Genomic DNA, 26,200 nt, shown 5'->3' with positions numbered 1-26,200 from the left:
AGACTAAAGAGGCTAGACCCCTGTGGCATTGACGATTCTTGGCCTGTCCGGCGCCCTTAGCCATGATCCTTCCGCAGCCCTGTATATCGACGGCAAGCTGGTCGCGGCGGCTGAAGAGGAGCGCTTCGTACGCGATAAACATGCAAAGAACCGCATGCCCTACGAATCGGCGAAATTCTGCCTGGAACAGGCCGGTATCAAGCCGTCCGACGTTGACGTGGTCGCGATCCCATTCGCACCGATCAGTCTGTTCGGCAAGGCCCGCTGGCAGTACGCCAAGCGTTACTGGTACGCCCCGGACCGTGCACTCGACGCGATCCTGATGGGCAACCGTCGCTACAAGCGCTATCGCAACAAGATCGTCTGGTGCCTGGAGCAACTGGGTTTTGATCCGAAGAAGATCAAGATCGAGCCGGTCGAGCACCACCTTGCCCACGCCTCCAGCGCTTATCACTGTTCCGGTTTCAAAGAGAAAACCGCGATCCTGGGCATCGACGGCAAGGGCGAGTACGCCACGACCTTCTTCGGTTACGGCGAAAACGGCAAGATCCACAAGATCAAGGAATTCTTCGATCCGGACTCCCTCGGCGGCCTGTATGGCGCGATCACCGAGTTCCTCGGTTTCGATATGCTCGACGGTGAGTTCAAGGTCATGGGCATGGCGCCGTACGGCGACGCCAGCAAATATGATTTCTCGCGCCTGGCTTCGTTCGAAAACGGCGAACTGGTGATCAACACCGACTACGCCAACGTCATCGGCCTGCGTCGCTACAAAGAAAAGGGCAAGGGTTACTACTTCTCGCCGAAGCTGATCGAGTGGCTGGGTCCAAAGCGCGAAGGCGACATCGCCGACGAGCCTTACATCCACTACGCCGCCAGCATTCAAGCGCTGTTCGAAAAGATTGCGCTGCAGATGATCGACCACTACCTGGGCGACGTGCTCAAGGAAACCGGCAAACTGGCCTATGCCGGTGGCTGTGCGTTGAACGTCAAGCTGAACCAGAAAATCATCGCCCGCGACGACGTCAAAGAGCTGTTCGTACAGCCGGCGTCCGGTGATGCCGGTACCGCAGTTGGCGCAGCGGCCTATGTGTCCCACGCCCGCGGCGTGCCGGTCGAGAAGATGGAGCACGTCTACCTCGGCCCGTCGTACAGCAACGAAGACGTGATCGCAGCCTGCGCCCGTCACGCCAACAAGCCGACGTGGCGCAAGCTCGACAACATGCCGGAGCAGATCGCCAAAATCATGGTCGATGGCAACCCGGTGGCCTGGTTCCAGGGCCGCATGGAGTTCGGTCCGCGTGCACTGGGCGGGCGTTCGATCATCGGTTGCCCAAGCGTGCCGGGCGTGGCCGACCGCATCAACCACCAGATCAAGTTCCGCGAGCGCTGGAGGCCTTTCTGCCCGTCGATGCTCGACACCGTGGCGCCGCAGATGATCAAGATCGATCACCCCGCGCCGTTCATGACCTTCACTTTCGAAGTGGCGGAAGAGTGGAAAACCCGCGTGCCGGAAGTCGTCCACGAAGACGGCACCTCCCGCGCCCAGGTGCTCAAGCGCGAATACAACCCGCGCTACTACGACATGATGAAAGCGCTGGAAGTGCTCACCGGCAACGGCGTGTCGCTCAACACTTCGCTCAACCGTCGCGGCGAACCGATGATCTGCTCGCCGACCGATGCGCTGAATATGTTCTTCGGCTCGGATCTGCAGTACCTGATCATGGAAGACATCCTGGTGGTCAAAGAGGGCGCAAACGCTTATGACTCGCTCGGCTGAACGCCATGTGCTGCAGTTCTGCCACGGCTATGACGGGCCGTTCCTGGACTGCGCACGGCAGTACGCCAGCCTGTTCGCGGGCACCGGTTATCGGGTGACCACGGTCTTTCTGACCGGGGCTGCCGATAGCGAGGTGGCCGCAGCGTGTGCTTCCGATGAAGTGTTGTTCATGGAATACAGCTCCAAGGCCATTCGTGGCCTGAAGCTGGGTGCCATCGGCGATCTGCGCAAGATCGCCGCGTCGCGCAACTTCAGTTTCTGCATCGCCCATCGCTTCAAGCCGATCTACATCGCCTTGCTCGGCACTTCGTTGCCGGTGATTGGCGTGCACCACGCGTTTGACGATTACAAACGCGGCACGCGCAAGCTGTTCGCGCATATTTTCCGCAAGCGTCTGAGCCTGCTCGGCGTGTCCGATGCGGTGCGCGATGACATGCGCCAATGCCTGCCGAAATGGCCGGCGACGCGTATTCAAACCCTTTACAACCGTATCGACGTGCCTGCGCTGCAAGCCAGTCAGGTTTCCGCTCGCGAAGCTCGGGAAACCCTCGGTCTCTCGGCTGATGCGTGGATTGTCGGCAACGTTGGCCGACTGCACCCGGACAAGGATCAGGCTACTCTGCTGCACGGTTTTGCTGCGGCGTTGCCGGGTCTTCCGGGTAACAGCCAACTGGTGATTCTCGGCAAGGGGCGTCTGGAGCAGGATCTCAAGGAGCTGGCTCGGGAGCTGGGTATCGGTGATCGGGTGCTGTTCCTCGGTCAGGTGCCGGACGCGCGCAATTACTTCCGCGCCTTTAATGTATTTGCCCTGAGTTCCGATCACGAACCGTTCGGCATGGTGCTGCTGGAGGCAATGGCCGCTGGCGTACCCTTGCTCGCCACAGCGTGTGGCGGGGCGAAGGAAGTGGTCGAAGGCGTGGGCATTCTGTTCCCGCTCGGCGATGCTGAACACCTTGCACAAGGCCTGCAACATTTGGCGGGTATGGATGATCAACAGCGCTGTCAATGCGCCGAGATGATGCTCGATCGCTTGCGTGAGCGTTTCTCCGACCGTGCGGTGCGCGACACCTTCTGGCGTCTGCCGCAAGTTACCGATCTGGCACCGAGGGGCTGATGCTCAACCGACTCCAAGGCTGGCGCGAACGTGGCTGGTCGCCCGTTGACGCCTCTACCTACGCAAAAGCCTGGCAGCAATTTGGCGGAAGCGTCGCGACTCACCCTCTGGTGGTCGAACGACTGGCGGATCTTGCCGGCATCCCGGTGCGATACCTGGCCTGGGAGCAACAGGGCGAAGTCAAGGCCGCGATCCCGACCTGGGGCCGCGATGTGGCGCTGTCCAAGGATGTGCTCAAGCGCAACGGCAAAAAAGGCCTGTTCGATCTCGGCAATGCCGAGCTGATTTTGCCGGCCGCCGCTGATGTTCAGGCTCCTCTGCGCCATCGTGCACGCTACTTGTCGGCACTCAACGAAACCCGCTTCAGCGGCATGAAGTTGCAGGCAGAACAACTGGCCATGGCCCGTACCCCGGAAGAACTGTCGAAGAAGTTTCGCTACAACCAGCGCCGCGAATTGCGTCTGCTGGAAGAGGCGGGCGGTGTGGTGCGTCCGGTCGGCGAATTTTCCAGCGCTGAATTGGCGGCGATCTACTGTGATCTGTTCCAGCGTCGCTGGGGGTTCCCGGCCACCGGCGCTGCGCGCATGGCCGAAGTCCTCGAACTGCTGCGCGAGTTGCTGATCGGTTCGGTGATCTTCCTCAACGATGCGCCGATTGCGATTCAACTGGTGTACCGCGTCGAAGCGCCGGAATGGATCAGCGTCGAGTACATCAACGGCGGCGTTGATCCCGAAACCCGCGAATTCAGCCCCGGTAGCGTATTGAGCTTCCTCAATACGCAAAGCGCCTGGGAGCATGCCCGGGCGCAGGACAAACCGTTGCGCTTTTCCTTCGGTCGCGCCGACCGTGAGTACAAGGATCGCTGGTGCAACCCCGTGCCGGTCTTCACCGTATGAGCCAAACCATGAGCCGCAAACAGCAACTGCTCAAGCGCCATCGGCGCAATAAACGTATCGGCCTGCTGATTGCGCTGGTGCTGTTGATCGTCATGGGTGTGCTGGTGGCCTGGTGGTTGCCGCTGGTGTTGGCGGTTCTGGGTTGGGTTGCCCACGAGGCCTGGTTTGCCGACCACCTGTTCTACTCACCGAAAGACGATTACCAGTACAGCTTTCCCCCCTACACGCCCCAGCCCAAGGTGCACCTGAACGGTGAACATTTGCGGCTGGACGAGGGCGTGATGCTGGTCGACGATGCGACGCTGGTGCTGGCCCTGCGGGTGAAAAGCACCTGGCTGGGACGTTTTATCGATCCAGTGGTCGAGTTGGCGGGGGGCGAAAACCCTGACCGACAAACCTTCGAACGAGGCGTAAACGGCCTGCGTTACCTCAATCTCAGTGGTCAGGCTCAGGCGCTGTCGCGTGGTGAGCTGCGCTTGCGCGGGCGTTTCTGTCGTGTGTTCGGTGAGCCTGTGCTGTGGGCACTGGAGCATCCGGATTATCGGCGTCAACGGGTGATGGTCATCGCGCCCCACGCCGATGATGCCGAGCTGGCAGCCTACGGTTTGTACAGCCAGGCCGACGAAACCTGGGTCGTCACGCTGACAGCGGGCGAAATCGAAGCCGAACACTACCAGCAGATGGGACTGAACAAGGTCGATGCGGCCCGCTTGAAAGGCCGCCTGCGCACCTGGGACAGCATCACCGTGCCACGTTGGGCCGGTGTACCCGAGGCCCGCTGCGTACAACTGGGTTATTTCTGTCTGCAACTGGCGAGCATGCAGGCCGCGCCTGCGGTGGCCGCGGGATCGCGGGAAGCGGACCTGGGCGATACCCGGCTGTTCCGTCAGTTGAATCCTTTCACGCTGCCGGGCGATGCCGATGGCGCGCCGACCTGGAACAATCTGCTGGCGGATCTGCGTGAGTTGCTGCTGCGGGCCCGCCCCGAGGTCATCGTCCTGCCGCATCCGACCCTCGATCCGCATCCCGACCATGTCTGCGCCCAGGCGGCAGTTCTCGAAGCCTTGCAAGGCCTGGACTGGCAGCCGACCACGCTATTGGGCTATGCCAACCACCTGCACGACAACGACCGCTGGCCGATGGGTGATACCGGTGATGGCATCGCCTTGCCGCCGGCCTTCGATCCGGCCCAGCCGATGCAGCCTTATTGCCTGCCCTTGCCGCTGGAGCAGCAGCGAGACAAGGCCATGGCGTTGGGCATGATGCACGACCTGCAATCGGCGATGCCGTTCAAGCGTCGCTTGCGTCGGTTGATACAACGTTTGTTGGCCGGCCGGTTGCCGTCCACCTATGGTCAGAACGAATTCTTTCGCAAGGCCGTCCGGCGCCACGAGCTTTTGTGGTCCATCAAGCACACACCAGGCAATGTTTCTCAGCGGGGAGAGTTATGAGTCAGCGGTCAAAGGTCTTGCAGCTGCAGCCTGACTACAATGTCAAAGCCCATGATTTCGCCGACCTCGCGGAGCAAATCGTCAAGGCCCTGCCCAGTGATCGCTATGAAGTGACCGCCGCGTTTCTGCGCGGCAAACCAGGGCCGGGCGAAGCAGTGAGCCGAGCCGACCGTTCGGTGTACTTCGAATTTTCCGACAAGTCCCTCAAGGGCATGCGCCTGCGGGCCATGTGGCAGCTGTACAAGTTCTGCCGTCGGGAAAAATTCGATGTAGTGATCTGCAACCGCTTCAAGCCGGTGAACATGATGCTGGCGCTCAACCGCTGGTTGAAAGTGCCGCTGTGCATCGGCATTTCCCACGGCTTTGGCGAGTACGACCGTTTTTACCGGCGCCGCCAGACCCAGCGCCTGATTGATCGTCACTGGCGCTTCGTCGGCGTGTCGCCAGCGGTGAAACAGTATCTGCTGGACTGTGACTGTGGCTTCACCGATCAGAATACCTATGCCATCACCAATGCCATCGACATCGAGCAGGCCGAAGGTCTGCAACACAGTCGTGAAAAGGCCCGTGAAATGCTGGGCATCGATCCGTCGGTGCGGCTGATCGGTGCGTTGGGGCGACTGGTGCCGGTCAAGGGCCATATCTATTTGCTGCAGGCCTTCGCGGCACTCAAGGACAAATACCCCAATACCCAATTGGCGATCATTGGTGCCGGCCGCGAAGAGTCGCGCCTGGCCGCGGAAATCGACCGCCTCGGCCTCAGCGGTCGCGCCCATTTGCTGGGGTTCAAGGAAATTGCCCTGCAGTACATTCGAGCTTTCGACATCTGGACCATGCCTTCCTTGGCCGAAGGCCTCGGGCTGGCGCTGCTCGAAGGCATGAGCGGGCATTTGCCGGTGATCGCCTCGAACGTGCCGGCCATGTTGCCGCTCATCGAGGGGGCCGGTGGCCTGGCGATTACGCCGAAGGATGTGCCGACGCTGCAGGCGGCGCTGGACACTTACCTTGGCCTTTCGGATGACGAGCTCAAGGCCAAGGGCGAGCAGTCCTTCCGTTATCTGCAGCAACACCATGACATTGAGGAGTTCCGTCGCGAATACCTCAATCTGATCGATTCCGGCCTGGAACAGGCCCGCAAGGAGCAGCCATGAACGACGCGCAACCCATCGTCACGGTCATCATCGCGTCGTACAACCACGCTCCTTACATCGAGGAAAGCATTCTCAGCGTCCTCAACCAGACCTATCGGAACATCGAGTTGCTGGTGGTCGACGACGGCTCAAAGGATGACAGCGTCGCGCGGATCAAGGCATTGCAGGCCATCCATGGCTTCGACTTCCGGGTTCAGGAAAACCAGGGGCTGACCAACACCCTCAACGGTGCAATTGCCCGGGCCAAGGGCAGCCTGATCGTGCCGTTCGGTTCGGATGACATCATGCTGCCGGAGCGAATCGCCACTCAGGTCGCGCATATGGAGGGCAAGCCCGAGGTCGGCATTTGCGCCGGTAACATCGAACTGATCGACGCCGACGGCAATCTCTACCCCGAGAAGCGCCAGCGTCGGGATGTGCCGTTCCGTCGTCTGGATTTCGACGACATGTTCCTCGAGCGCAAGCCCTATCCTCCGGCGCCCACCCTGATGATCCGCCGCGAAGCGCTGGATAAGGTGGGTGGTTTCGACCCGACCATTCGCCTGGAAGACTTGCTGATCGAGCTGAAGGTGACCCATGCCGGTTACTTCATCGATGGTCTGAATGTGTTGATGGCGCGCTATCGCAAGCACGCCACCAACTCCTACAAGAATCACCGCTTCATGATCGACAGCATCCTGCGCACCTACGCGCTCTTCAGCGATCACCCGCTGTATGACGAGGTGCGCTACAAGTTCCTCAATTCCATGTTCCTCAAGACCGCCAACCGTGATCGCAAGCTGGCGCGGGAGTTGCTGGCGCAGATTCCATTCAAGGCCTGGAACAAGAAAACCTGGCGTGGGCTGGGCCGGATGTATTTCTCACGGCTGGAGAAAGACTGAGCCAGAGGCTGGATTCAAGGAAGGGAAGGCGGGCATTGTCCTCGGTGACATGCCCCCGGAAACGGCTCAACGTTGTTGAGCCGTTTCCTCCGGAAGTTCTTTCCTCGGCTTCCTGTTCTGGCGCAACCAGTGCAGGGTTTTCTTGCCGGCATTGATACCGGGCTTTTCGATGTACAGGTAAGTCAGGCTGCTGATGATGATCAGCAGGCAACTGCACACGGCCAGCAACGGCAGGAAGACCCAGGCTTGCCGGACGTCAAGGTGCAATATCGGCGGCAGCCGCTGCACCAGTACCCAGAGCACGAAACCGTGCAGCAGATACGTGCTGTAGCTGATTTCCCCCAGCCAGCGGATGCTGCGTGGTCTCAGGGCGCCGAACAAGGTATTGCCGGACGCCACGATCACAAAGAACAGTGAAAGCAGCAGCAGCGCTCCCAGGTTGAATGCCCGGTTGAACGCCGTAAAGGCGATCGCCAATGCGAGCAGGGCGATGATGCCCGCCAGCGGAGACAGGCTCCAGGCGACGCATTGTGGACGGCGAATCCAGTACGCCGCAGCGATGCCGCCGAGGAAGCTGGCAAGGAAGTGCTTCTTCAGCGAGTGTTCCCAGCCGACCACCTGGTACAGGGTATAGATGCCGATCAGGCACAGCACCGTCTGCATCCAGCCGCCGCGATAAATGAACACCATGGCGGCCAGTGGCAGGGCCAGATAGAAAAACAACTCGTACCCCAGCGTCCAGGTGACGTTGGAGATCAGCATGCCGGTCTGGTGGTACTGGTTGACGTCTGGCCGGTCGAAGATCAGCCAGGCCAGGGTCTGGCCAATGAGTTGGGTGCCGGAGTCCTTGAGTTCCCAGTCCTGCAAATAGAACACGCAGACAAACACGATCAACATCAGCGGCAGGTAGAGCGGGTAGAGGCGAAACAGCCTGGATACCGCAAATGCCAGCCAGTCGTGTTGCCGTCCGTGGGTGAGCAAGCGGTTCCAGAACAGAAAGCCGGTGATCATGAAAAAGAGGGCGACGCTACCCTGGCCGAGCTGCGAGTAGAAGTTGCTCGGTGGAAAATCCATCACGCCGGTTTGCAGAAAGATCCAGGTAATGATCGAGTGGTGCACGAACACGCCGAAGGCCAGATACCCGCGTAAGCCGTCGATGCCGGCAAAGCGGCTTTCGCCGCAATGCTCCAGCTCTCGGGGGATTCTCGGCACGCTGCGCAACAGTAGCGCAGCGGTCGCGATGGCGATCAGGTAGGCCGCCATCGCGATAAGCGGGTTGGTTTCTGTCATCAGTGAGCCTGGGCCGGAGGACTCCCGGCCAGCACGTGCCTGTGCAAATTATCCACGTCGGCTTTCGAGGCCGTCGCGGCGTATCCCAGCAGCAGTGCTTCGAAGTGATCCTCGAACAACCAATGCCGATCAGATGCGTAGCGCTGCATGTGGCGCAGATTACGCCGACGCAGGGAAGGGCTCAATGCCGAGGGGTAAATTCGCAGGTCGGCCAGGTCGATCAGGCCGAACTCGCCGTCCTCCAGCACCAGCACATTGCCCAGGTGCAGGGAGCGGAAGTAGACCCCTTGCTGGTGCAGTTGAGCCATGAATTTGCCGAAGCGCTCCACCAGTGCCTGGCGCACTGCCGGGGCGGTGATGCCTTGCAGGATCTGGCGCAGCGTGTTGCCCGGCAACGGGGAGTAATGCACGGCGGTGCTGCCGTCTTCGAACCGGTAAAGGTCGAGGATGTGCGGTGTCGGGATGCCCATGCCGCGCAGTTGCACGCTATTGACGGCAAAACGATCGGAGTAGGGCGTGAAACTGCCCGAGGTATACCAGCGACGGCGACGGAACAGCTTGAGAAAACTGCCATCGGTCAGGCGCAGGACCTTGGGGCCCAGACCATCCTCTTCAATGACCCTGGCATCGGCAGTCAGCTGTTGCAGGGCGCTTGGTGTCGCCGTCTTGATCGGCGTGTCCAGCAGGCGCCGAGCCCGCTGATTGATGCTCAATGCGGCAATCAGCGCCAAGGGGATCCACAGCAGGAACCAGTGTTCCTTGGGGCGAGAGATGATCCCGCCACCCTCGGTCAGGCCTGCACCGATACCGAAGGCCAGCCAGGCTGAGGCAATGATGAACAGCGGTTGCACGCGATGACGTCGGCTGCTGATGAAGCCCCATGCGAGAAAGAACAGCCATGGCAGCAGGCCGATAATGCCGACGTAGTAGAGCACGCCCAGGGCAAAGCTATGGGGTTCTTGAAGGCTGTAGCCGACGCCGGGGTCCAGTCTCAGTGCGGCGTTGTAGCCGTGCCCGATCCATGGGTGCTCAGCGATCCTGTTCAGGGTCAATTGCCAGAGCTCGATGCGGAAGGAACTGCCTCTTTCGAAGATTTTGTCCGCAAACAACGCGAAAGTCGCCGTACCGGCGAAGAACATGGCGCCAAGCATGAAGACCGAGCGTCGATTCCAGCAGATGAAACACAGCCAAAGCGCAGCCAGCGTCAGTGCAACCAGTGGGGTCCTGGAACCGGTGGCCAGCACTGCGGCGAACATGATCGCCATCGCCGGTACGCTCAGCCAAAGTACCTGGCGTCGCTTGCACGTCATGCTCAGGCTCAGCCAATAGGTACAAAAAAAGCCGAAAACGTGGGAGCTGAGCAGTGGATTGTCAAATGCGCCTACACCGATCAGGCGCATTTCCGGTTGGTAGATCTGGTCGAACCTGTACAGGTTGTAGGCAGAGATGACCAGTGCCACCGTCGCGGCGCAGAACAGCAGGGGCTGGATGATTTCACTGCGAAAGCGCACCAGCAGGTAGCAGCCAACGAACAGTAACAAGGTGTGCAATGGCGGTTTGAACTGGCCAAAGTCGATGTCGTCGTCTGGCCTCCAGCTCAGGCTGAGCAGTGCCCACGCCATAAATAGCAGGACTGCAATGACGATCGGCTCGCGCAGCAACTCTTTGCCGAGCCGCGGCCGCAGGCACAGTGCAAAGAGTGCCGGAATGCTGAACAGGCCATAATAAAGCTTGTGATGCACACTGCGCCCCGGCAGGAAAAACAGCGCACAAAGCAGCAACAAATAACCGAGCGGAAGGATCCACAAACAAATGAAATCGAAGATTCTGTTGGACGTGCTGTTCAAAACGTTTAATTGCATGCTGGGTAACTTATTCCTGAATTGAGCGACCATACCAAGGCAGGGACATCTGGTGGCTATGTGACGCGCCACAATACACAGACTGTATGCGATTGCCAGAACCCTGGGGAAGCTGTGGTAAAGTCAGCGTCCTTTTCATCGACATTCGCGTGATATGACCGACTCCAGTCTCTGCGCAAGCCCATCGAGCTTGAAAATCTACTTCCGCCTGCTCGGCTATGTCCGGCCGTATATCAGCCTGTTTCTGATCAGCATCGTCGGTTTTCTGATTTTCGCTTCGACACAGCCAATGCTGGGCTACATTCTCAAGTACTTCGTCGACGGTCTATCCAATCCTGAAGCGGTTCTGTTTCCAACAGTGCCCTACCTGCGGGATCTGCAACTGCTGCAGGCGGTGCCATTGTTGATCATCCTGATCGCCGCGTGGCAGGGGTTGGGGTCGTACCTGGGCAACTACTTCCTGGCCAAGGTTTCCCTGGGCCTGGTCCATGACTTGCGGGTCCAGTTGTTCAACAACCTGCTGGTGTTGCCAAACCGGTATTTCGACAAGCATAACTCGGGGCACCTGATTTCACGTATCACCTTCAACGTGACCATGGTCACGGGGGCGGCAACAGATGCGATCAAGGTCGTAATCCGTGAAGGCATGACGGTGATCTTCCTGTTTGCCTCGCTGTTGTACATGAACTGGCGCCTGACGCTGGTCATGGTCGCCATCCTGCCGTTGATCGCCCTGATGGTGCGCACGGCCAGCAAGAAATTCCGCAAGCAGAGCAAGAAAATCCAGCTGGCAATGGGGGACGTGACGCATGTGGCGTCCGAAACAATCCAGGGTTATCGCGTGGTGCGCAGCTTCGGCGGTGAAAAGTACGAAGAGAAACGCTTCTTCGATGCCAGCCAGGGCAACACCGACAAGCAATTGCGCATGACCCGCACCGGCGCCATCTACACGCCGTTGCTGCAACTGGTGATCTACACCGCCATGGCCGTGCTGATGTTCCTGGTGCTGTTCCTGCGGGGCGATGCGTCGGCCGGCGACATGGTGGCCTACATCACCCTGGCTGGCCTGCTGCCCAAGCCGATTCGCCAGCTGTCCGAAGTCAGCTCGACCATCCAGAAGGGCGTGGCCGGCGCTGAAAGTATCTTCGAGCAACTGGATGTCCAGCCTGAAGTCGATACCGGCACCGTCGAGCGTGATGTGGTCAGCGGTCGCCTGGATGTGCGCAACCTCAGCTTTACCTACCCTGACACCGAGCGCCAGGTGCTCAATGACATCAGTTTCTCGGTCGAGCCCGGGCAAATGGTGGCGTTGGTGGGACGTTCGGGCAGCGGCAAGTCGACCCTGGCCAACCTGATTCCGCGTTTCTATCACCACGACAAGGGCGAAATCCTGATCGATGGCGTCGAAGTGGAGCAGTACAAGCTGTTGAACCTGCGTCGGCATATCGCCCAGGTGACTCAGCACGTGACCCTGTTCAGCGATACCGTGGCCAACAACATCGCCTATGGCGACCTGGCTGGCGCACCCCGTGAAGACATTGAAAAGGCGGCCAAGGATGCCTACGCGATGGACTTCATCGCTCAATTGCCTGAAGGCCTGGACACCCAGGTCGGGGAAAACGGCGTGCTGCTGTCCGGTGGCCAGCGCCAGCGCCTGGCGATTGCCCGGGCACTGTTGAAGAATGCTCCGCTGCTGATCCTCGATGAGGCGACTTCGGCGCTCGATACCGAGTCCGAGCGGCATATTCAGGCAGCCCTGGACCAGGTCATGAAAGGTCGCACCACGCTGGTGATCGCTCACCGCCTGTCGACCATCGAGAAGGCCGACCTGATCCTGGTCATGGATCAGGGGAAAATCGTCGAGCGCGGCACCCATGAACAACTGCTGGCGCAAAACGGCTACTACTCGCGCCTCAACGCGATGGGCCTCGACGCCCCGGCCGAAGACATCGCCTGACCCCGAAAGGGCGAGCCTGGCTCGCCCTTTCGCACTCCCGTCGAAACCGGTCAGCCACTACCGTGACTTTGATGATTTCGCCTAGCGGGTTTATTGCTCAAAAAATGAGCGAAAAATGCTGGCGAATCATCCCGTTGCAGCCACCGCACTAGCCGACACCAACCCTGTGTTAATATCGCGCCCCTGTTCATTCTGTATGTGGGTTGCACCATGAAGTTGTCCATGCCGCGATTCGATCAAGCCCCTGTCTTGGTAGTCGGCGATGTCATGCTCGACCGTTACTGGCATGGTGGTACCTCACGGATTTCTCCTGAGGCACCGGTGCCGGTGGTCAAGGTCGATCACATCGAAGACCGCCCGGGCGGTGCTGCCAACGTTGCCTTGAACATTGCCGCCCTGGGGGCTCCGGCTTCGCTGGTCGGTGTCACCGGCGACGATGAAGCCGCCAACAGCCTGGTCAACAGCCTCAAGGGCGCCGGCGTGCGGGCCATCTTCCAGCGCATTGCGCACCAGCCGACCATCGTCAAGCTGCGGGTCATGAGCCGTCACCAGCAATTGCTGCGCATCGACTTCGAAGAACCCTTCGCCACCGACGCGCTGGCGCTGGCCGCGCAGGTCGATGAGTTGCTCGAAGGCATCAAGGTGCTGGTGCTGTCCGACTACGGCAAAGGCGCGCTGAAAAACCATCAGGCGCTGATCCAGGCTGCCCGTGCCCGCGGCATTCCGGTGCTGGCCGATCCCAAGGGCAAGGATTTCTCGATCTACCGTGGTGCGAGCCTGATCACGCCAAACCTCAACGAATTCGAAACCATCGTCGGTGGTTGCGCCGATGAGCACGAATTGGTGAGCAAGGGCGCGCAACTGATGCACGACTTGGACCTCGGTGCCTTGCTGGTGACCCGTGGCGAGCACGGCATGACCTTGCTGCGCCCGGATCATCCAGCGCTGCACTTGCCGGCCCGGGCCCGTGAAGTGTTTGACGTGACCGGTGCCGGCGACACAGTAATTTCCACCCTGGCGGCCGCGATTGCTGCGGGTGAGGAGTTGCCCCACGCGGTGGCCCTGGCCAACCTGGCGGCCGGTATTGTAGTCGGCAAGCTCGGTACGGCGGCCATCAGTGCGCCTGAACTGCGTCGTGCGATTCAGCGCGAGGAAGGTTCCGAGCGTGGAGTGCTGGGCCTTGAGCAGCTGTTGCTGGCGGTCGATGATGCCCGCGCGCACAACGAGCGGATCGTGTTCACCAACGGTTGCTTCGACATCCTGCACGCCGGTCATGTGACCTATCTGGAGCAGGCGCGGGCCCAGGGCGATCGCCTGATCGTGGCGATCAACGACGATGCATCGGTCAGCCGCCTGAAAGGGCCAGGCCGTCCGATCAACAGTGTCGACCGGCGCATGGCCGTACTGGCCGGCCTGGGTGCGGTGGACTGGGTGATCAGCTTCTCGGAAGGCACCCCGGAAAACCTGCTGAGCGCGGTCAAGCCGGACGTGCTGGTCAAGGGCGGCGACTACGGCATCGACCAGGTGGTCGGCGCGGACATCGTGACGGCCTATGGCGGTACCGTGAAAGTGCTGGGGCTGGTGGAAAACAGCTCGACCACCGCGATTGTCGAGAAGATCCGCAAGTCTGAATAATCTGCGGCCACCTGTGGCGAGGGGGCTTGCCCCCGTTGGGTTGCGAAGCGACCCTAAAACCTGCAACTGCGGGGTATCAGGTACACCGCATGCACGGGTTCTCCGACTGCTTCGCAGCCGAACGGGGGCAAGCCCCCCTCGCCACAAGAATCCACGTGATCTTCCTATCGTGCCGCTTTACGCGGCACTATTTTCTTCAGCAACAGCTTGGCCTTCCCGCGTAACCGCGCCAGACCCGAATCCTTCCCCGGCGGGGTCAGGCCCTGCTGCCTCACCCAGTCCTTCCAGCGAATTCGCTCGTCGCGAACCAGCCAGCCTTCCTGTCGGGCAAAACTCTCGGCCAGGTACAGTCCGCGCGTGCTGGCGGGACACAGCTGATCCTTTTTCAAGGTGTAGAGCTCAGCCATCGGGTGGCCGTCCTGCAAGGGCATCAAGTACAGATCGGGGCGCTTGCGGTCGAGGCGGGCGACGAGTTGATCGCCTTCCAGTCGTTCATCGACATGGAACAGGCTCAGGGATTTGGCTTCCTTGGGAACGTCCAGGCGCAAGTCGTAGATCAGTTGCAGTGACGCCGTTGGCAAATGCACGTAAGCCCGCGGACGCTCCATCAGCATCAGGTTGGCGCAACGTACCGGTCGCGCCGAGCCAGACAGTGGCGACAAGCGAAACGGCAGGGCTTCACGGTAATGCAGGGCGGCCGAGTAGGGCGCTGGCAGCCAGGTGTCGTTGAACCGCCCACCGAGCCAGCCTTCCGGGGTTTCCAGCAGGCATTCTTCGGCTATCTCCTGGATCGCCGTGTGCAAGGGCAGATTCAGTTCATGGGCGGGCACGTAACCGGAGATCAGCTTGAGCACCACATCGCCACGGTCCTGCCGGCGTTGGCGCACCAGCACCCAATAGTCGCGATTCTGCCAATGCAGGGTCAGGCGCACCGAAACCCCGAGGTTGGCCAACTCCAGGGCAAACCGTTCGCTGTCGCCAACCGTCACCGGCCGACGACGTTGCAGAGTCTGGGAAAAATTCAGCGGCCTGCCGACACTCTGATAAGCCAGGCCTTCGGGGGTCGCTTCGACGAATAACGGCAGGGTCTTGAAGTTGCTCGGGTTCTTTCTGATGAGCGTACGCGACATGTCGGCTCCTGCTTAAGGCCGCGTGGGCGGCGTCAGTGGCTACGTAGGACCTGGGCAACGGTCGCGACATTGTGGGCGAGGTGCAGCGGATTGATGGTCCCGACAATAGCACTGGCAACACCCGGATGTTCAAACAACAACTCGAAACTGGCGCGCACCGGATCCACGCCCGGACTCAGGCAGACATGACCACTGGCGAGGGCTTTCTTGACCAGAATGGCTTTGCCGTGTGCAGCAGCATAGTCAATGACGGCCTTCTCGTTTTGTTCGTTCAGATTGTAGGTGACCATCGCGCAATCGCCTTGCTCCAGTGCCTTGAGGCCACCGTCGACGGTTTTGCCGGAAAACCCGAAACCGCGAATCTTGCCTTCGGCCTTGAGCGCGGCGAGGGTGTCGTAGACTTCGCAGTCATTGAGGATCGCCAGGTCATTACCATCGGAGTGCACCAGCACCAGGTCGATGAAGTCCGTTTCCAGGCGGTGCAGGCTGCGTTCCACCGACATTCGAGTGTGTGCGGCGCTGAAATCGTGACGGGACTGGCCGTCGGCAAACTCCTCGCCGACCTTGCTGACAATCACCCAATCCTGACGCTGACCGCGCAGCAACGGGCCGAGGCGTTCTTCGCTGCGACCATAGGCCGGGGCGGTGTCGATCAGGTTGATGCCCAGGTCGCGGGCGAGTTTGAGCAGCCTGCGTGCTTCATCGTCATCGGGAATCTGAAAGCCGTTGGGGTACTTCACCCCTTGGTCGCGGCCCAGTTTCACGGTGCCCAGGCCCAAGGGTGAAACCAGCAGGCCGGTGCTGCCCAACGGGCGATGCAGGTCGTGCAGGGTCGGTTGGCTCATGGCAGCAGTTGCTCCCAGGCCGGTACGCCCATCGGCGGCTTCGGCAGTTCAGGCAGTGCTGCCGGGTGGCTTGGCTGGATACCGTCGCGGGTCAGGCTGGCGATCACCCGGTCGGCGAAGTCCGGCGCCAGGGCGAGTTTGGTCGGCCAGCCCACCAGCAGTCGGCCTTCCTCGGCCACAAAGGCGTTGTCGGGACGGGTCAGGCCTGATTGCAGCGGTTCGGCGCGATCCACGCGCAAGGTCGCCCATTGCACTGTGCTCAGGTCGATCCATGGCAGCAATTGACCTAGTTCTTTCTGTGCGGTGGCGATCTGCTCGGCGGGCTCACGGGTCACGCCTTCGGATTCCGCGATATCGCCGCCCAGGTACCAGACCCATTGGCCATCCGCCGCCGGGTGCGTGGTCACGGTGATGCGCGGTTTGGTGCCACCACCCAGGCAGTGGGCGTACAGCGGTTTGAGGCTTGGCCCCTTGGCGATGATCATGTGCAACGGGCGGCGCTGCATGGCGGGCTGGCTCAGGCCCAGCGTTTCAAGCAATGCCGCGGTTCCGGCGCCGGCGCTCAGGACGATGCGTTGGGCACGGATCTCGCGCTCGTCCACCTTCAGGCCGACCAGCACGCCGCCTTCGAGCAGCGGCTCGATCTTCTGCCCGGCGAGCAAGCCATCTCCGGCCAGATCGGCCAGGCGCTGGATCAGGCTTGGCACGTCGACCACCAGTTCCGCCAGGCGATAGACCTTGCCCTTGAAACGTTTGTCTTGCAGGGCTGGCGGCAATTGCTCGCCCTTGACCTGATCGACGCGGCCGCGCACGGCTTTGCTGGCGAAGAAACTGGTGAGGTTGCCGGCGAGGGTGCCAGGGGACCAGAGGTAATGGGCTTCGGACAACAGTCGCACCCCGGACAGGTCCAGTTCGCCGTCGCCAGCCAAGGCTTCACGCCAGCGGCGCGGCATGTCGGCGATGGCTTCCGAGGCGCCGGTCAGGGCGCCATGCAGCGCGTATTTGGCGCCCCCGTGGATGATGCCCTGGGACTTGACACTCTGCCCGCCGCCGAGGCTGGCGCTTTCCACCAGCACGGTCGAAAAACCCTGGCGACGCAGGCGCGCATTCAGCCAGAGGCCGGCGACACCAGCGCCGACAATCAGCACGTCGGTGGAAATAACGGATGGCATTCGGCGACCTCTGTGTTCAAGACGAGGGCGCAGTATACAGACTCGAAGATTGGAGGGGCTGACGCCAGTACTCTCGAGTCAACGAGTAACCCTGTGGGAGCGAGCTTGCTCGCGATAGCGGTGGGTCAGTCAACATTGATGCTGAATGCCATGCCGTCATCGCGAGCAAGCTCGCTCCCACAGGGGGTCGTGTTTCGAGCTCTAGTGCCCGGCAGTCTTGGAGAAGAGCTGGATGACCACGACACCCAGCACAATCAGCGCCATCCCCATCATCGCCGGCACGTCCAGCTTCTGCCCATAGATAAACAGCGCTGCGATGCTGACCATCACGATCCCCATGCCGGCCCACACGGCGTACGCCACGCCCACCGGAACGCTGCGCACCACCAGGGTCAGCATCCAGAAGGCGATCCCGTACCCGACGATGACCAGCACCAGTGGCAGCGGGGTGCTGAAGCCTTTGACCGCTTTCATCGAAACAGTGGCAATCACTTCGGCGCAGATGGCAATGGCCAGGTAGTAGTAAGCGGTCATGGGTCAATCCTCGTGTGAAGTGTTGCTCTCTGAGGTCGGCATTCTAGAGATTCGCCAGATGCGGTAAAGTCATTACCTATCTGTTTGAGAGATGGGTTGAGCCATGAGCATGCAATGGAATCTGGAGCAGCTGCGGTTGTTTGTGAGCGTAGCGGAGCAGCGTTCGTTTTCTGCTGTGGCGCGCGATCAACGCAAGGCGCAGTCGGCGGTCAGCAGTTCGATAGCGTTGTTGGAAGAGGACCTGGGCGTCAGCCTGTTCGACCGCAGCAGCGGCCGTCAGCCGAAACTCACTGAAGCCGGCACGGCTTTGCTGGACGAGGCGCGGGAAGTGTTGCGCCAGTGCGAACGGCTCAATGGCCGGGCGCTGGCGATGATGCGCGGGCAGGAAGCTCGACTGCGTGTGGCGCAGGATGAGGCGATGCCTTATCAGCCGATCATCGAAAGCTTCGAAGCCCTGGCGGAAAAATTCCCCAGCCTTGAAGTGCAACTGACCAGCGCCGCCCAAGGCGATGTCGCGCGCAAGCTGGTGGAGCGGCGCGCCGATCTAGGGCTGCTGTTCTTTCACGATCAGATTCCCGAGGCACTTGAGCGGCGGGTGCTGGGCAGCGTGGAAATGGTCACGGTGTGCGGCAAGGATCATCCGTTGGCGCGCAAGGGCGTAGTGGACGGCCAGCAACTGGCGCAACATCGGCAGTTGCTGATGTCCACAGAGTCGAGCATTTATCCCGGCAGTGATCCGGCCAGCCCGCAGGTCTGGCGCGCCGACAGCTTTTATGTGATGGCCGAATGGCTGGTGCGCGGCCTAGGCTGGGCCTGGTTGCCACGCCACGTGGTGCAGTACCCGACCTATCAGAACCAGATGGTCGAACTGGTCAGCGAATGGACCCCGCCGGCCCTGGTGGTGGAACTGGTATGGCGCCGGGATGAACCGCTCGGTCCGGCCGCGCGCTGGCTCGCCGAACGTTTTGCCGTGCACTTGCAGACGATAGGCGAAAAAAGCCGATAAACTCCGCCGCCATGAATAGAACTCTCTACACCGCGCTGTTTTATCTGGGGCTGCCATTGGTAGCGATTCGGCTTTGGCTGCGCGCGCGCAAGGCGCCGGCGTATGCCAGGCGCATCGGCGAGCGCTTTTCCTACGGGATGCCGACGATGAAACCGGGCGGCATCTGGGTGCACGCCGTGTCGGTGGGCGAAAGCATTGCGGCCGCACCGATGATTCGCGCCTTGCTGGCGCGTTATCCGAATCTGCCGATCACCGTGACCTGCATGACCCCGACCGGTTCGGAACGCATCCATGCACTGTTCGCCAATGAGCCGCGTATCCAGCACTGCTATCTGCCCTATGACCTGCCTTGCGCTGCCCGGCGCTTCCTTGATCGGGTCCAGCCGAAATTGGCGGTGATCATGGAAACCGAACTGTGGCCCAACCACATCCATCAATGTGCCAAGCGCGGGATCCCAGTGGCGTTGGCCAATGCGCGGCTGTCCGAGCGTTCGGCCAGAGGTTACGGCCGGTTCCCCAGGCTGACCCAGCCGATGCTGGCCGAGATGAGTCTGTTCGCGGTGCAGACCGAAGCCGAGGCCCAGCGCTTGCGCGACCTGGGCGCGCGGACGGAAACCGTCGAAGTGACCGGTTCGATCAAGTTCGACCTGACCATCGACCCGCAACTGCTGGAGCGCGCCGTTGAGTTGCGCGGGCAATGGCAGGCGCTGGAACGACCGGTGTGGATCGCGGCCAGTACCCATGACGGCGAAGACGAGGTGGTGCTGGCGGCTCACCGTCAGTTGTTGGCCAGTCACCCCGATGCCCTGCTGATTTTGGTGCCGCGTCATCCTGAGCGCTTCAATTCGGTGTTCGGGTTGTGCCAGCAACAAGGGTTTGCCACGGTCCGGCGCTCCAGCGGCGATGCAGTCAGTGCGAATACTTCAGTGCTGCTGGGCGACACCATGGGCGAGTTGCTGTTTCTCTACGCTCTGGCGGACAGCGCATTTGTCGGTGGCAGCCTGGTGCCGAATGGCGGGCATAACCTGCTGGAGCCGGCGGCCCTGGCTAAACCGGTGTTGAGCGGTCCGCATCTTTTCAACTTCCTCGAAATCGCCGCGCAGTTGCGCAGTGCCGGGGCGTTGCAGGAAGTGGAAGATGCCGAAGGGCTGGCGGTGGCGGTGCAGCGACTGTTCGAACTGCCGCGAGATGCGCAGCGCATGGCTAAGGCCGGGTTGACGGTGATGCGCACCAATCAGGGGGCGTTGCAGCGGTTGCTGGATGGGTTGGGGCGGTTGATCGACAAGTCTTCAATTCGCCGCTGATCCTGTGGGAGCGAGCTTGCTCGCGATGGCGGCTGTACATCCAACACCTAAGTTGCCTGTCAGTCAGCTATCGCGAGCAAGCTCGCTCCCACAAGGTTTGTGCTGCCTTGAACTCTGATGGTCAAGGTCGCGCTTTCAACTGCTCCTCCGCAGCCTTGGCCAGATCCGGTGGAAGGAAGTCCTTGTCCGGGTTGTAGTTCGGGTTGAGCCAGCGAGCCAGGGTTTGCAGGTCCCCCGGATTCAACGTACCGGCCTGTTGCTTCAAGCGCAGGTTGTCGAGGATGTAGTCGTAGCGGGTGTTGTTGTAGTCGCGCACCGAGGTGTAGAGCGAGCGCTGCGCATCCAGCACGTCGACGATGTTTCGCGTGCCCACCTGATAGCCGATTTCAGTCGCTTCCACCGCGCTCTGGTTGGAGATGATCGATTGCTTGCGCGCCTGTACCTGCTCGACATCGGTGTTCACCGCGCGGTGCAGGTCGCGGGTGTTTTCCACGATGCTGCGGCGCAGGGATTCGCGTTGCTGTTCGGTCTGGTCCAGTTGTGCATAGGACTGACGCACCTGGGAGTTGATCAGGCCACCGCTGTAGATCGGGATGTTCAGTTGCAGGCCCACGGTCGTTTGCTCGACGTTGCCGCCATACGCCTGGGGCAGGTTGTTCGGGTTGCTGAAGCCCAGTGCGTCGTTGTCGCCTTTCTCGTACTTGGCGATCGCGTCAACCGTTGGCAAGTGCCCGGACCTGCGCTGCTTGAGGGTTTGCTCGGCGGCGCTGACGGCATAGTTGCTGGCCAACAGATTGAGGTTCTGCCTGCCCGCGGTTTCGACCCAGGCCTTGGCGTCGTTCGGTACTGGCGGCAGGATCGGCAAGTCATGCCTGATGCCCCAGATCGAGTTGTACTGACGGTTGGTCAGGGTAATCAATGCTTCAAAGGCGTCGTCCACCTGGCGCTGCGCAACGATGCGGTTGGCGCGAGCGGTGTCGTAGCTGGCTTGTGAGTTCAATACGTCGGTCTTGTCCGAGAGGCCGACATCGAAACGCTCATTGGATTGATCGAGCTGGCGTTTGAACGCCGCTTCTTCGGCCTTGGTCGAGGCCAGGTTGTCCTGGCTGCGCAGCACGTTGAAATAGCTGTCAGCGGTTTGCAGGATCAGGTTTTGCTCGGTCGCCGAGAGTTGCAGGGCGGCCTGTTCGTTGACTTCCTTGGCGGCCTGGAACTGGAACCAGCGATCGGCGCGGAACAGCGGCTGCGCCAAAGTGGCCTGGTAGGAGTGAGCGTCGCGGTTGGTCGTGCCCGAAGGTTGATCGAGCGACGTACGCACCTCGGAAACATTGGCGCCGCCCGAGAGGTTCGGCAGCAGCCCGGCGCGGGCCTGGGGCACGACTTCTTTCTGCGCGCCATACTGGGCGATGGCAGCCGCCAGGTCGGCGTTGTTGTTGACGGCTTCTTGATAAACGCTGACCAGGTCCGTCTTGGCCGATAAGGGCACATCTGCTGCCCAGGCCATTCCGTTGGACGCACAAGACACGGCGAGGGCCAGTGAGAGTTTGCGCAGCATAGACGATCCCTAGAATTGATATTACAGAGGTAATTTGAGCGCCAAGGCTAAGGCCCTGCTTTGACAGCGTCAATGCGCGGCTCAGCGTAGCGAGTGTAGTTGTGCATTCGGACGGCAACAATCCTGATACTGCGTGTAATTACGCCATTCATCATGGTGTTTGCCGTGGGGTTGGCGTTCTTTGCCAGTTGTGTCTAGACTGGCCGGGTTCTTGTCGGGGTGCCTTGCTTTGAGGCTGAGATCGAATAATTTCGGATCCCGTTGAACCTGATCAGGTTAGCGCCTGCGTAGGGAACAAGATTTCTCGTCACCCGGCGAGTCCTCTTGTGCTTCGTCCGGGATGTTGTTCGACAATCGAACACCCCTCGAGCACTGAGCACAGCACAGCTGGTTTTCCCAGCGCCCGTGCGTCCATTCGTTTACAGGTTCGCTCCGACAAAAATCCACTGCCTGGATGTGTGTCTGGAGAGCCCGTGATGACTACAAAAGCAAAAATTGCCACCAACCTGAGTGATTCGGCCAAGGTCGATCAGCAATCGGTTCAGCCGTTTACCCGCTCGCAAAAAATCTATGTCCAGGGCACTCGCCCGGACATCCTCGTGCCGATGCGCGAAATCAGCCTGGACGTGACGCCGACCGACTTCGGTGGCGAGGTCAACGCACCGGTGGTGGTGTATGACACCTCGGGTCCGTACACCGACCCCAATGTCATCATCGATGTGCGCAAAGGCCTGGCCGATGTGCGTTCGCCGTGGATCGAATCCCGTGGCGACACCGAGCGCCTGAGCGGCCTGAGTTCGAATTTTGGCCAGGAGCGACTTGCCGATCCGGAGCTGACCAAGCTGCGCTTCGCCCACGTCAACAACCCGCGCCGCGCCAAGCCGGGCGCCAACGTCAGCCAGATGCACTATGCGCGCAAAGGCATCATCACCGCCGAGATGGAATACGTCGCCATCCGCGAAAACATGAAGCTGGAAGTGGCCCGCGCCGCCGGCCTGCTGGACCAGCAACACGCCGGCCACAGCTTCGGCGCCAGTGTGCCGAAAATCATCACCCCGGAATTCGTCCGTGACGAAATTGCCCGTGGCCGCGCGATCATTCCGGCCAACATCAACCACACCGAACTGGAACCGATGATCATCGGCCGTAACTTCCTGGTGAAGATCAACGGCAACATCGGCAACAGTGCACTGGGTTCGTCCATCGAAGAAGAAGTGGCGAAACTGACCTGGGGCATTCGCTGGGGTTCGGACACGGTCATGGACCTGTCCACGGGCAAGCACATCCACGAAACCCGCGAGTGGATTATCCGTAACTCGCCGGTGCCGATCGGTACGGTGCCGATCTACCAGGCCCTGGAAAAAGTCGGCGGCGTGGCCGAAGACCTGACCTGGGAGCTGTTCCGCGACACGCTGATCGAGCAGGCCGAGCAGGGCGTCGACTACTTCACCATTCACGCCGGCGTGCTGTTGCGCTACGTGCCGATGACCGCCAAGCGCGTGACCGGCATCGTCTCCCGTGGCGGTTCGATCATGGCCAAGTGGTGCCTGGCGCACCACAAAGAGAACTTCCTCTACACCCATTTCGAAGACATCTGCGAAATCATGAAGGCCTACGACGTCAGCTTCTCGCTGGGCGATGGCCTGCGTCCGGGCTCGATTGCCGACGCTAACGACGAAGCGCAGTTCGGCGAACTGGAGACCCTCGGCGAGCTGACCAAGATTGCCTGGAAACACGACGTGCAGTGCATGATCGAAGGCCCGGGCCACGTGCCGATGCAGTTGATCAAAGAGAACATGGACAAGCAGCTCGAATGCTGCGACGAGGCGCCGTTCTACACCCTTGGCCCGCTGACTACCGACATCGCGCCAGGCTACGACCACATCACCTCCGGTATCGGTGCGGCGATGATCGGCTGGTTTGGTTGCGCGATGCTCTGCTACGTGACGCCGAAGGAGCACCTGGGCCTGCCGAACAAGGATGACGTGAAGACCGGGATCATCACCTACAAGATCGCCGCGCATGCCGCCGATCTGGCGAAGGGGCATCCGGGCGCACAGATCCGCGACAATGCCTTGAGCAAGGCGCGTTTTGAATTCCGTTGGGAAGACCAGTTCAACCTGGGGCTCGATCCGGACACCGCGCGTTCGTATCACGATGAAACCCTGCCGAAGGATTCGGCCAAGGTGGCGCACTTCTGCTCCATGTGCGGGCCAAAATTCTGCTCGATGAAGATCACCCAGGAAGTCCGCGAGTATGCGGCCAACCAGCGGATCGAAGCGGTCGACGTGGACGTCGCCCAAGGCATGGCCGAACAGGCCGAGCGCTTCAAGCAGGAAGGCAGTCAGCTGTATCAGAAAGTTTGATCTGAGCTGAGGGCGGCGGTGCTTGCACCGCCGCCATCGCGAGCAAGCTCGCTCCCACAAGGGATTTGTGAGCGCCGCAAGTCCCCTGTGGGAGCGAGCTTGCTCGCGATGACGATCATACAAACAACAAATGTCCCTCTGAGATAACACCCTTGAGCATTCAACCCAGCACTTACTCCCCCGATATCGCGGTGCCGACTGACAAGCGTGTATTCGGCGGCCGCGATCTGTTTTCCCTGTGGTTCTCCCTCGGCATCGGCCTGATGGTGTTGCAGACCGGTGCCTTGCTTGCCCCAGGCCTTGGCCTGTCCGGTTCGTTGCTGGCGATTTTTCTCGGCACCCTGGTCGGCGTTCTGCTGCTGGCGGCGGTCGGCGTGATCGGTAGCGACACCGGCCTGTCGTCGATGGCTGCGCTCAAACTCAGCCTCGGCGCCAAAGGCGCAAGCCTGCCGGCGGTACTGAACCTGCTGCAACTGATCGGCTGGGGTTCGTTCGAAATCATCGTCATGCGCGATGCTGCCAGCCTGCTGGGCGCGAAGGCCTTCAACGAAGGTAGCCTGCTGTCCAATCCCGTGCTGTGGACGCTGTTCTTCGGCGCACTGGCGACCTTGCTCGCGGTCAGTGGCCCATTGACGTTCGTGCGCCAGATCCTGCGCAAATGGGGTATCTGGCTGCTGCTGGCCGCGTGTGTCTGGCTGACCTGGAACCTGTTCGCCAAGGCTGACCTGGCCGCATTGTGGGCCCAGGCCGGTGACGGTTCGATGCCGTTCGCCGTGGGTTTCGACATCGCCATTGCCATGCCGCTCTCGTGGTTGCCGCTGATCGCCGACTACTCGCGCTTCGGCAAACGGGCGAAAAACGTCTTCGGCGGCACCGCCATCGGTTTCTTCATCGGCAATTTCTGGCTGATGAGCCTGGGCGTGGCCTACACCCTGGCGTTCGCGCCGAGCGGCGAAGTCAATGCCTTGCTGCTGGCGCTGGCCGGCGCCGGCCTGGGGATTCCGCTGTTGCTGATTCTGCTGGATGAATCGGAAAACGCCTTTGCCGATATTCACTCGGCGGCGGTGTCCAGCGGGATTCTGTTGCGCGCCAAAGTCGAGCACCTGGCACTGGCCATCGGCGTTATCTGCACGCTGATTGCCCTGCTGGCGCCATTGGCTCAATACCAGAACTTCCTGTTGCTGATCGGTTCGGTGTTCGCGCCGTTGTTCGGCGTGGTGCTGGTGGATCACTTCATCCTGCGCAAACGCAGTGGCCTGGTGGCGTCAGCCGCGTTGCGCTGGCCGGCGCTGCTCGCCTGGCTGGGCGGGGTCAGCACCTATCACTTGCTGGCCAACCTGTATCCGGATGTCGGCGCAACCCTGCCGGCACTGATAGTGGCAGGGTTGCTCCAGCTAGTGCTGGGTCGGGCCTTCAGTTACGGCCGGGAAACAGCTCGGGCTTGATGATGCCGTTCAGGCGAGGGTAGGGGATCTTCAGTTCGACATGGCCCAGCGCGTAAGGCGCGATGGTGCTGGTCTCGTATTTGAGGATTACCCCGCCGTAGGTCAGCGCCACGTTCTGGGTTTTCTGGAACGGCCAGCTCTTCACGAACTCCGGCTCCTGATCGAGCTTGGTGCTGATCAACCAGCTGTTGTGCGCCACTTGCGCGGCTTTCCAGAACGCGTCTTCCTGCCCTGGCACCAGCATGTCCGACAGCGTCAGCACTTTATGCTGTTGGCGTGAATAGTTGATGAAACCTCGACCTGGGGTGCCATGGGCACCGCCGGTGTCCAGGTAGCTGGACAATTCGACGATCACCAAGCCGTCATGCTGCTCACGTACCTTTGCCTGCAGATAGCTGCTGAAGCGCGGGCCGGCGGTGCGCAAAAACTCTTCGCGATAGGCCGCCAGGGTCGGGGCGACCGGCGCGTCGGGCGAGGTGCGGGTCATTTGCAGCAGGCGCTTTTCGATGATGCCGTCCAGTGCAGGCTCGTCCGGGAAGTGCAGGGTGTCGATGTTGACCAGCGGGCAATCCGGGTTGCTGCAACCGGGCTTGAGTTGCTCGGAGGCGTCGCGGGTGGTTTCCAGCGGCGTCCGGTAGTTGGGCTGGAACAGGCTCGCGCAAGCGCCCAGGGTCAGGGCGATAGCGGCCACGGAGGCGATTTTGAAAAGCGACATGAGCGTCCTTTCTGAAACAGGGAAGGCAAAAAGTTACCGGCTTCGACTCTCAACAAAGCAGTCAGTTCGCCACTAAGCTAATTAGAGTGGGTTTCGCCCTCACCGTCCATC

At 60.9% G+C, this 26,200-nt stretch carries 20 protein-coding genes and 1 riboswitch; of the genes, 12 read left to right on the top strand and 8 right to left on the bottom strand.

Going from position 1 to position 26,200, the window contains the following annotated elements; translation table 11 throughout:
- Positions 1 to 22: 22 nt before the first annotated feature.
- From KW840_RS11645 to KW840_RS11620, 6 genes are read left to right on the top strand one after another with little or no spacing between them, the layout of a single operon-like run.
- Positions 23 to 1,780: a carbamoyltransferase gene (locus KW840_RS11645; RefSeq protein ID WP_057712283.1), complete on the top strand. Its 1,758-nt coding sequence runs from the start codon at positions 23 to 25 to the stop codon at positions 1,778 to 1,780.
- Entirely contained in the window at positions 1,764 to 2,894 is a 1,131-nt protein-coding gene (locus tag KW840_RS11640) for a glycosyltransferase (RefSeq protein WP_218495202.1), read from the top strand. Before KW840_RS11645 ends, KW840_RS11640 begins: the two co-directional genes overlap by 17 nt.
- Positions 2,894 to 3,790 (top strand): GNAT family N-acetyltransferase, encoded by an 897-nt coding sequence (locus KW840_RS11635; protein ID WP_218495201.1) that lies wholly within the window; start codon positions 2,894 to 2,896, stop codon positions 3,788 to 3,790. The genes KW840_RS11640 and KW840_RS11635 overlap by 1 nt, the downstream gene beginning before the upstream one ends.
- 8 nt (positions 3,791 to 3,798) lie before the next feature.
- Positions 3,799 to 5,241, top strand: coding sequence for a PIG-L family deacetylase (locus KW840_RS11630; protein WP_218495200.1), 1,443 nt, complete (start codon positions 3,799 to 3,801; stop codon positions 5,239 to 5,241).
- Positions 5,238 to 6,392, top strand: a complete 1,155-nt coding sequence (locus tag KW840_RS11625; protein ID WP_150754789.1) for a glycosyltransferase family 4 protein — start codon at positions 5,238 to 5,240, stop codon at positions 6,390 to 6,392. The genes KW840_RS11630 and KW840_RS11625 overlap by 4 nt, the downstream gene beginning before the upstream one ends.
- A complete protein-coding gene (locus tag KW840_RS11620) occupies positions 6,389 to 7,273 on the top strand; it encodes a glycosyltransferase (protein WP_218495199.1) in 885 nt (294 codons plus the stop codon). The genes KW840_RS11625 and KW840_RS11620 overlap by 4 nt, the downstream gene beginning before the upstream one ends.
- 66 nt (positions 7,274 to 7,339) lie before the next feature.
- Here KW840_RS11620 and KW840_RS11615 read toward each other — a convergent pair whose 3' ends face one another.
- Both KW840_RS11615 and KW840_RS11610 read right to left on the bottom strand, forming a co-directional pair.
- A complete protein-coding gene (locus KW840_RS11615) occupies positions 7,340 to 8,563 on the bottom strand; it encodes an acyltransferase (RefSeq protein WP_218495198.1) in 1,224 nt (407 codons plus the stop codon).
- Positions 8,563 to 10,425 (bottom strand): O-antigen ligase family protein, encoded by a 1,863-nt coding sequence (locus KW840_RS11610; protein WP_218495197.1) that lies wholly within the window; start codon positions 10,423 to 10,425, stop codon positions 8,563 to 8,565. Before KW840_RS11610 ends, KW840_RS11615 begins: the two co-directional genes overlap by 1 nt.
- 154 nt (positions 10,426 to 10,579) lie before the next feature.
- On the opposite strand from KW840_RS11610, the gene msbA reads away from it, so the two are divergent.
- The gene (gene msbA, locus KW840_RS11605) at positions 10,580 to 12,382 is read left to right on the top strand and encodes a lipid A export permease/ATP-binding protein MsbA (protein WP_057712276.1); all 1,803 of its coding nucleotides are present in this window, start codon (positions 10,580 to 10,582) and stop codon (positions 12,380 to 12,382) included.
- A gap of 210 nt (positions 12,383 to 12,592) precedes the next feature.
- A complete protein-coding gene (gene hldE, locus KW840_RS11600; RefSeq protein WP_090452776.1) occupies positions 12,593 to 14,017 on the top strand; it encodes a bifunctional D-glycero-beta-D-manno-heptose-7-phosphate kinase/D-glycero-beta-D-manno-heptose 1-phosphate adenylyltransferase HldE in 1,425 nt (474 codons plus the stop codon).
- Between the two features lie 164 nt (positions 14,018 to 14,181).
- Here the strand turns inward: hldE and KW840_RS11595 are convergent, their stop codons facing one another.
- The 4 genes from KW840_RS11595 to KW840_RS11580 form a co-directional block, all read right to left on the bottom strand.
- A complete protein-coding gene (locus tag KW840_RS11595; protein ID WP_057712274.1) occupies positions 14,182 to 15,147 on the bottom strand; it encodes a hypothetical protein in 966 nt (321 codons plus the stop codon).
- A gap of 32 nt (positions 15,148 to 15,179) precedes the next feature.
- On the bottom strand, positions 15,180 to 15,992 hold the full coding sequence (locus tag KW840_RS11590) for an aldo/keto reductase (protein ID WP_057712273.1): 813 nt from the start codon (positions 15,990 to 15,992) through the stop codon (positions 15,180 to 15,182).
- A complete protein-coding gene (locus KW840_RS11585; RefSeq protein WP_057712272.1) occupies positions 15,989 to 17,164 on the bottom strand; it encodes an FAD-binding oxidoreductase in 1,176 nt (391 codons plus the stop codon). Before KW840_RS11585 ends, KW840_RS11590 begins: the two co-directional genes overlap by 4 nt.
- A 201-nt stretch (positions 17,165 to 17,365) precedes the next feature.
- The gene (locus KW840_RS11580) at positions 17,366 to 17,698 is read right to left on the bottom strand and encodes a multidrug efflux SMR transporter (protein WP_057712271.1); all 333 of its coding nucleotides are present in this window, start codon (positions 17,696 to 17,698) and stop codon (positions 17,366 to 17,368) included.
- Between the two features lie 103 nt (positions 17,699 to 17,801).
- Between KW840_RS11580 and KW840_RS11575 the strand changes: the two genes are divergently transcribed.
- A complete protein-coding gene (locus tag KW840_RS11575) occupies positions 17,802 to 18,704 on the top strand; it encodes a LysR family transcriptional regulator (RefSeq protein ID WP_218495196.1) in 903 nt (300 codons plus the stop codon).
- A gap of 11 nt (positions 18,705 to 18,715) precedes the next feature.
- Positions 18,716 to 20,008, top strand: a complete 1,293-nt coding sequence (waaA, locus tag KW840_RS11570; protein ID WP_218495195.1) for a lipid IV(A) 3-deoxy-D-manno-octulosonic acid transferase — start codon at positions 18,716 to 18,718, stop codon at positions 20,006 to 20,008.
- Positions 20,009 to 20,129: 121 nt separating this feature from the next.
- Here waaA and KW840_RS11565 read toward each other — a convergent pair whose 3' ends face one another.
- Entirely contained in the window at positions 20,130 to 21,563 is a 1,434-nt protein-coding gene (locus KW840_RS11565; protein WP_090452786.1) for a TolC family outer membrane protein, read from the bottom strand.
- 205 nt (positions 21,564 to 21,768) lie between these two features.
- Positions 21,769 to 21,874, top strand: a riboswitch (TPP riboswitch).
- Positions 21,875 to 22,039: 165 nt separating this feature from the next.
- On the opposite strand from KW840_RS11565, the gene thiC reads away from it, so the two are divergent.
- Positions 22,040 to 23,929: a phosphomethylpyrimidine synthase ThiC gene (thiC, locus tag KW840_RS11560; protein ID WP_008063536.1), complete on the top strand. Its 1,890-nt coding sequence runs from the start codon at positions 22,040 to 22,042 to the stop codon at positions 23,927 to 23,929.
- A 152-nt stretch (positions 23,930 to 24,081) separates the two neighbouring features.
- Complete coding sequence (gene cytX / locus KW840_RS11555) at positions 24,082 to 25,374, top strand: putative hydroxymethylpyrimidine transporter CytX (protein ID WP_057712266.1); 1,293 nt, start codon at positions 24,082 to 24,084, stop codon at positions 25,372 to 25,374.
- On the opposite strand, the gene KW840_RS11550 is transcribed toward cytX, so the two are convergent.
- Complete coding sequence (locus KW840_RS11550; RefSeq protein WP_102669298.1) at positions 25,343 to 26,089, bottom strand: RsiV family protein; 747 nt, start codon at positions 26,087 to 26,089, stop codon at positions 25,343 to 25,345. The genes cytX and KW840_RS11550 overlap by 32 nt on opposite strands.
- Positions 26,090 to 26,200 lie beyond the last annotated feature (111 nt).

Source organism: Pseudomonas sp. PDM30 (genome assembly GCF_019218985.1).
Taxonomy (GTDB): Bacteria; Pseudomonadota; Gammaproteobacteria; order Pseudomonadales; family Pseudomonadaceae; genus Aquipseudomonas; species Aquipseudomonas jessenii.
Note: the sequence above shows the minus strand (reverse complement) of the source record. Positions and strands in the feature narration are given on the sequence as shown.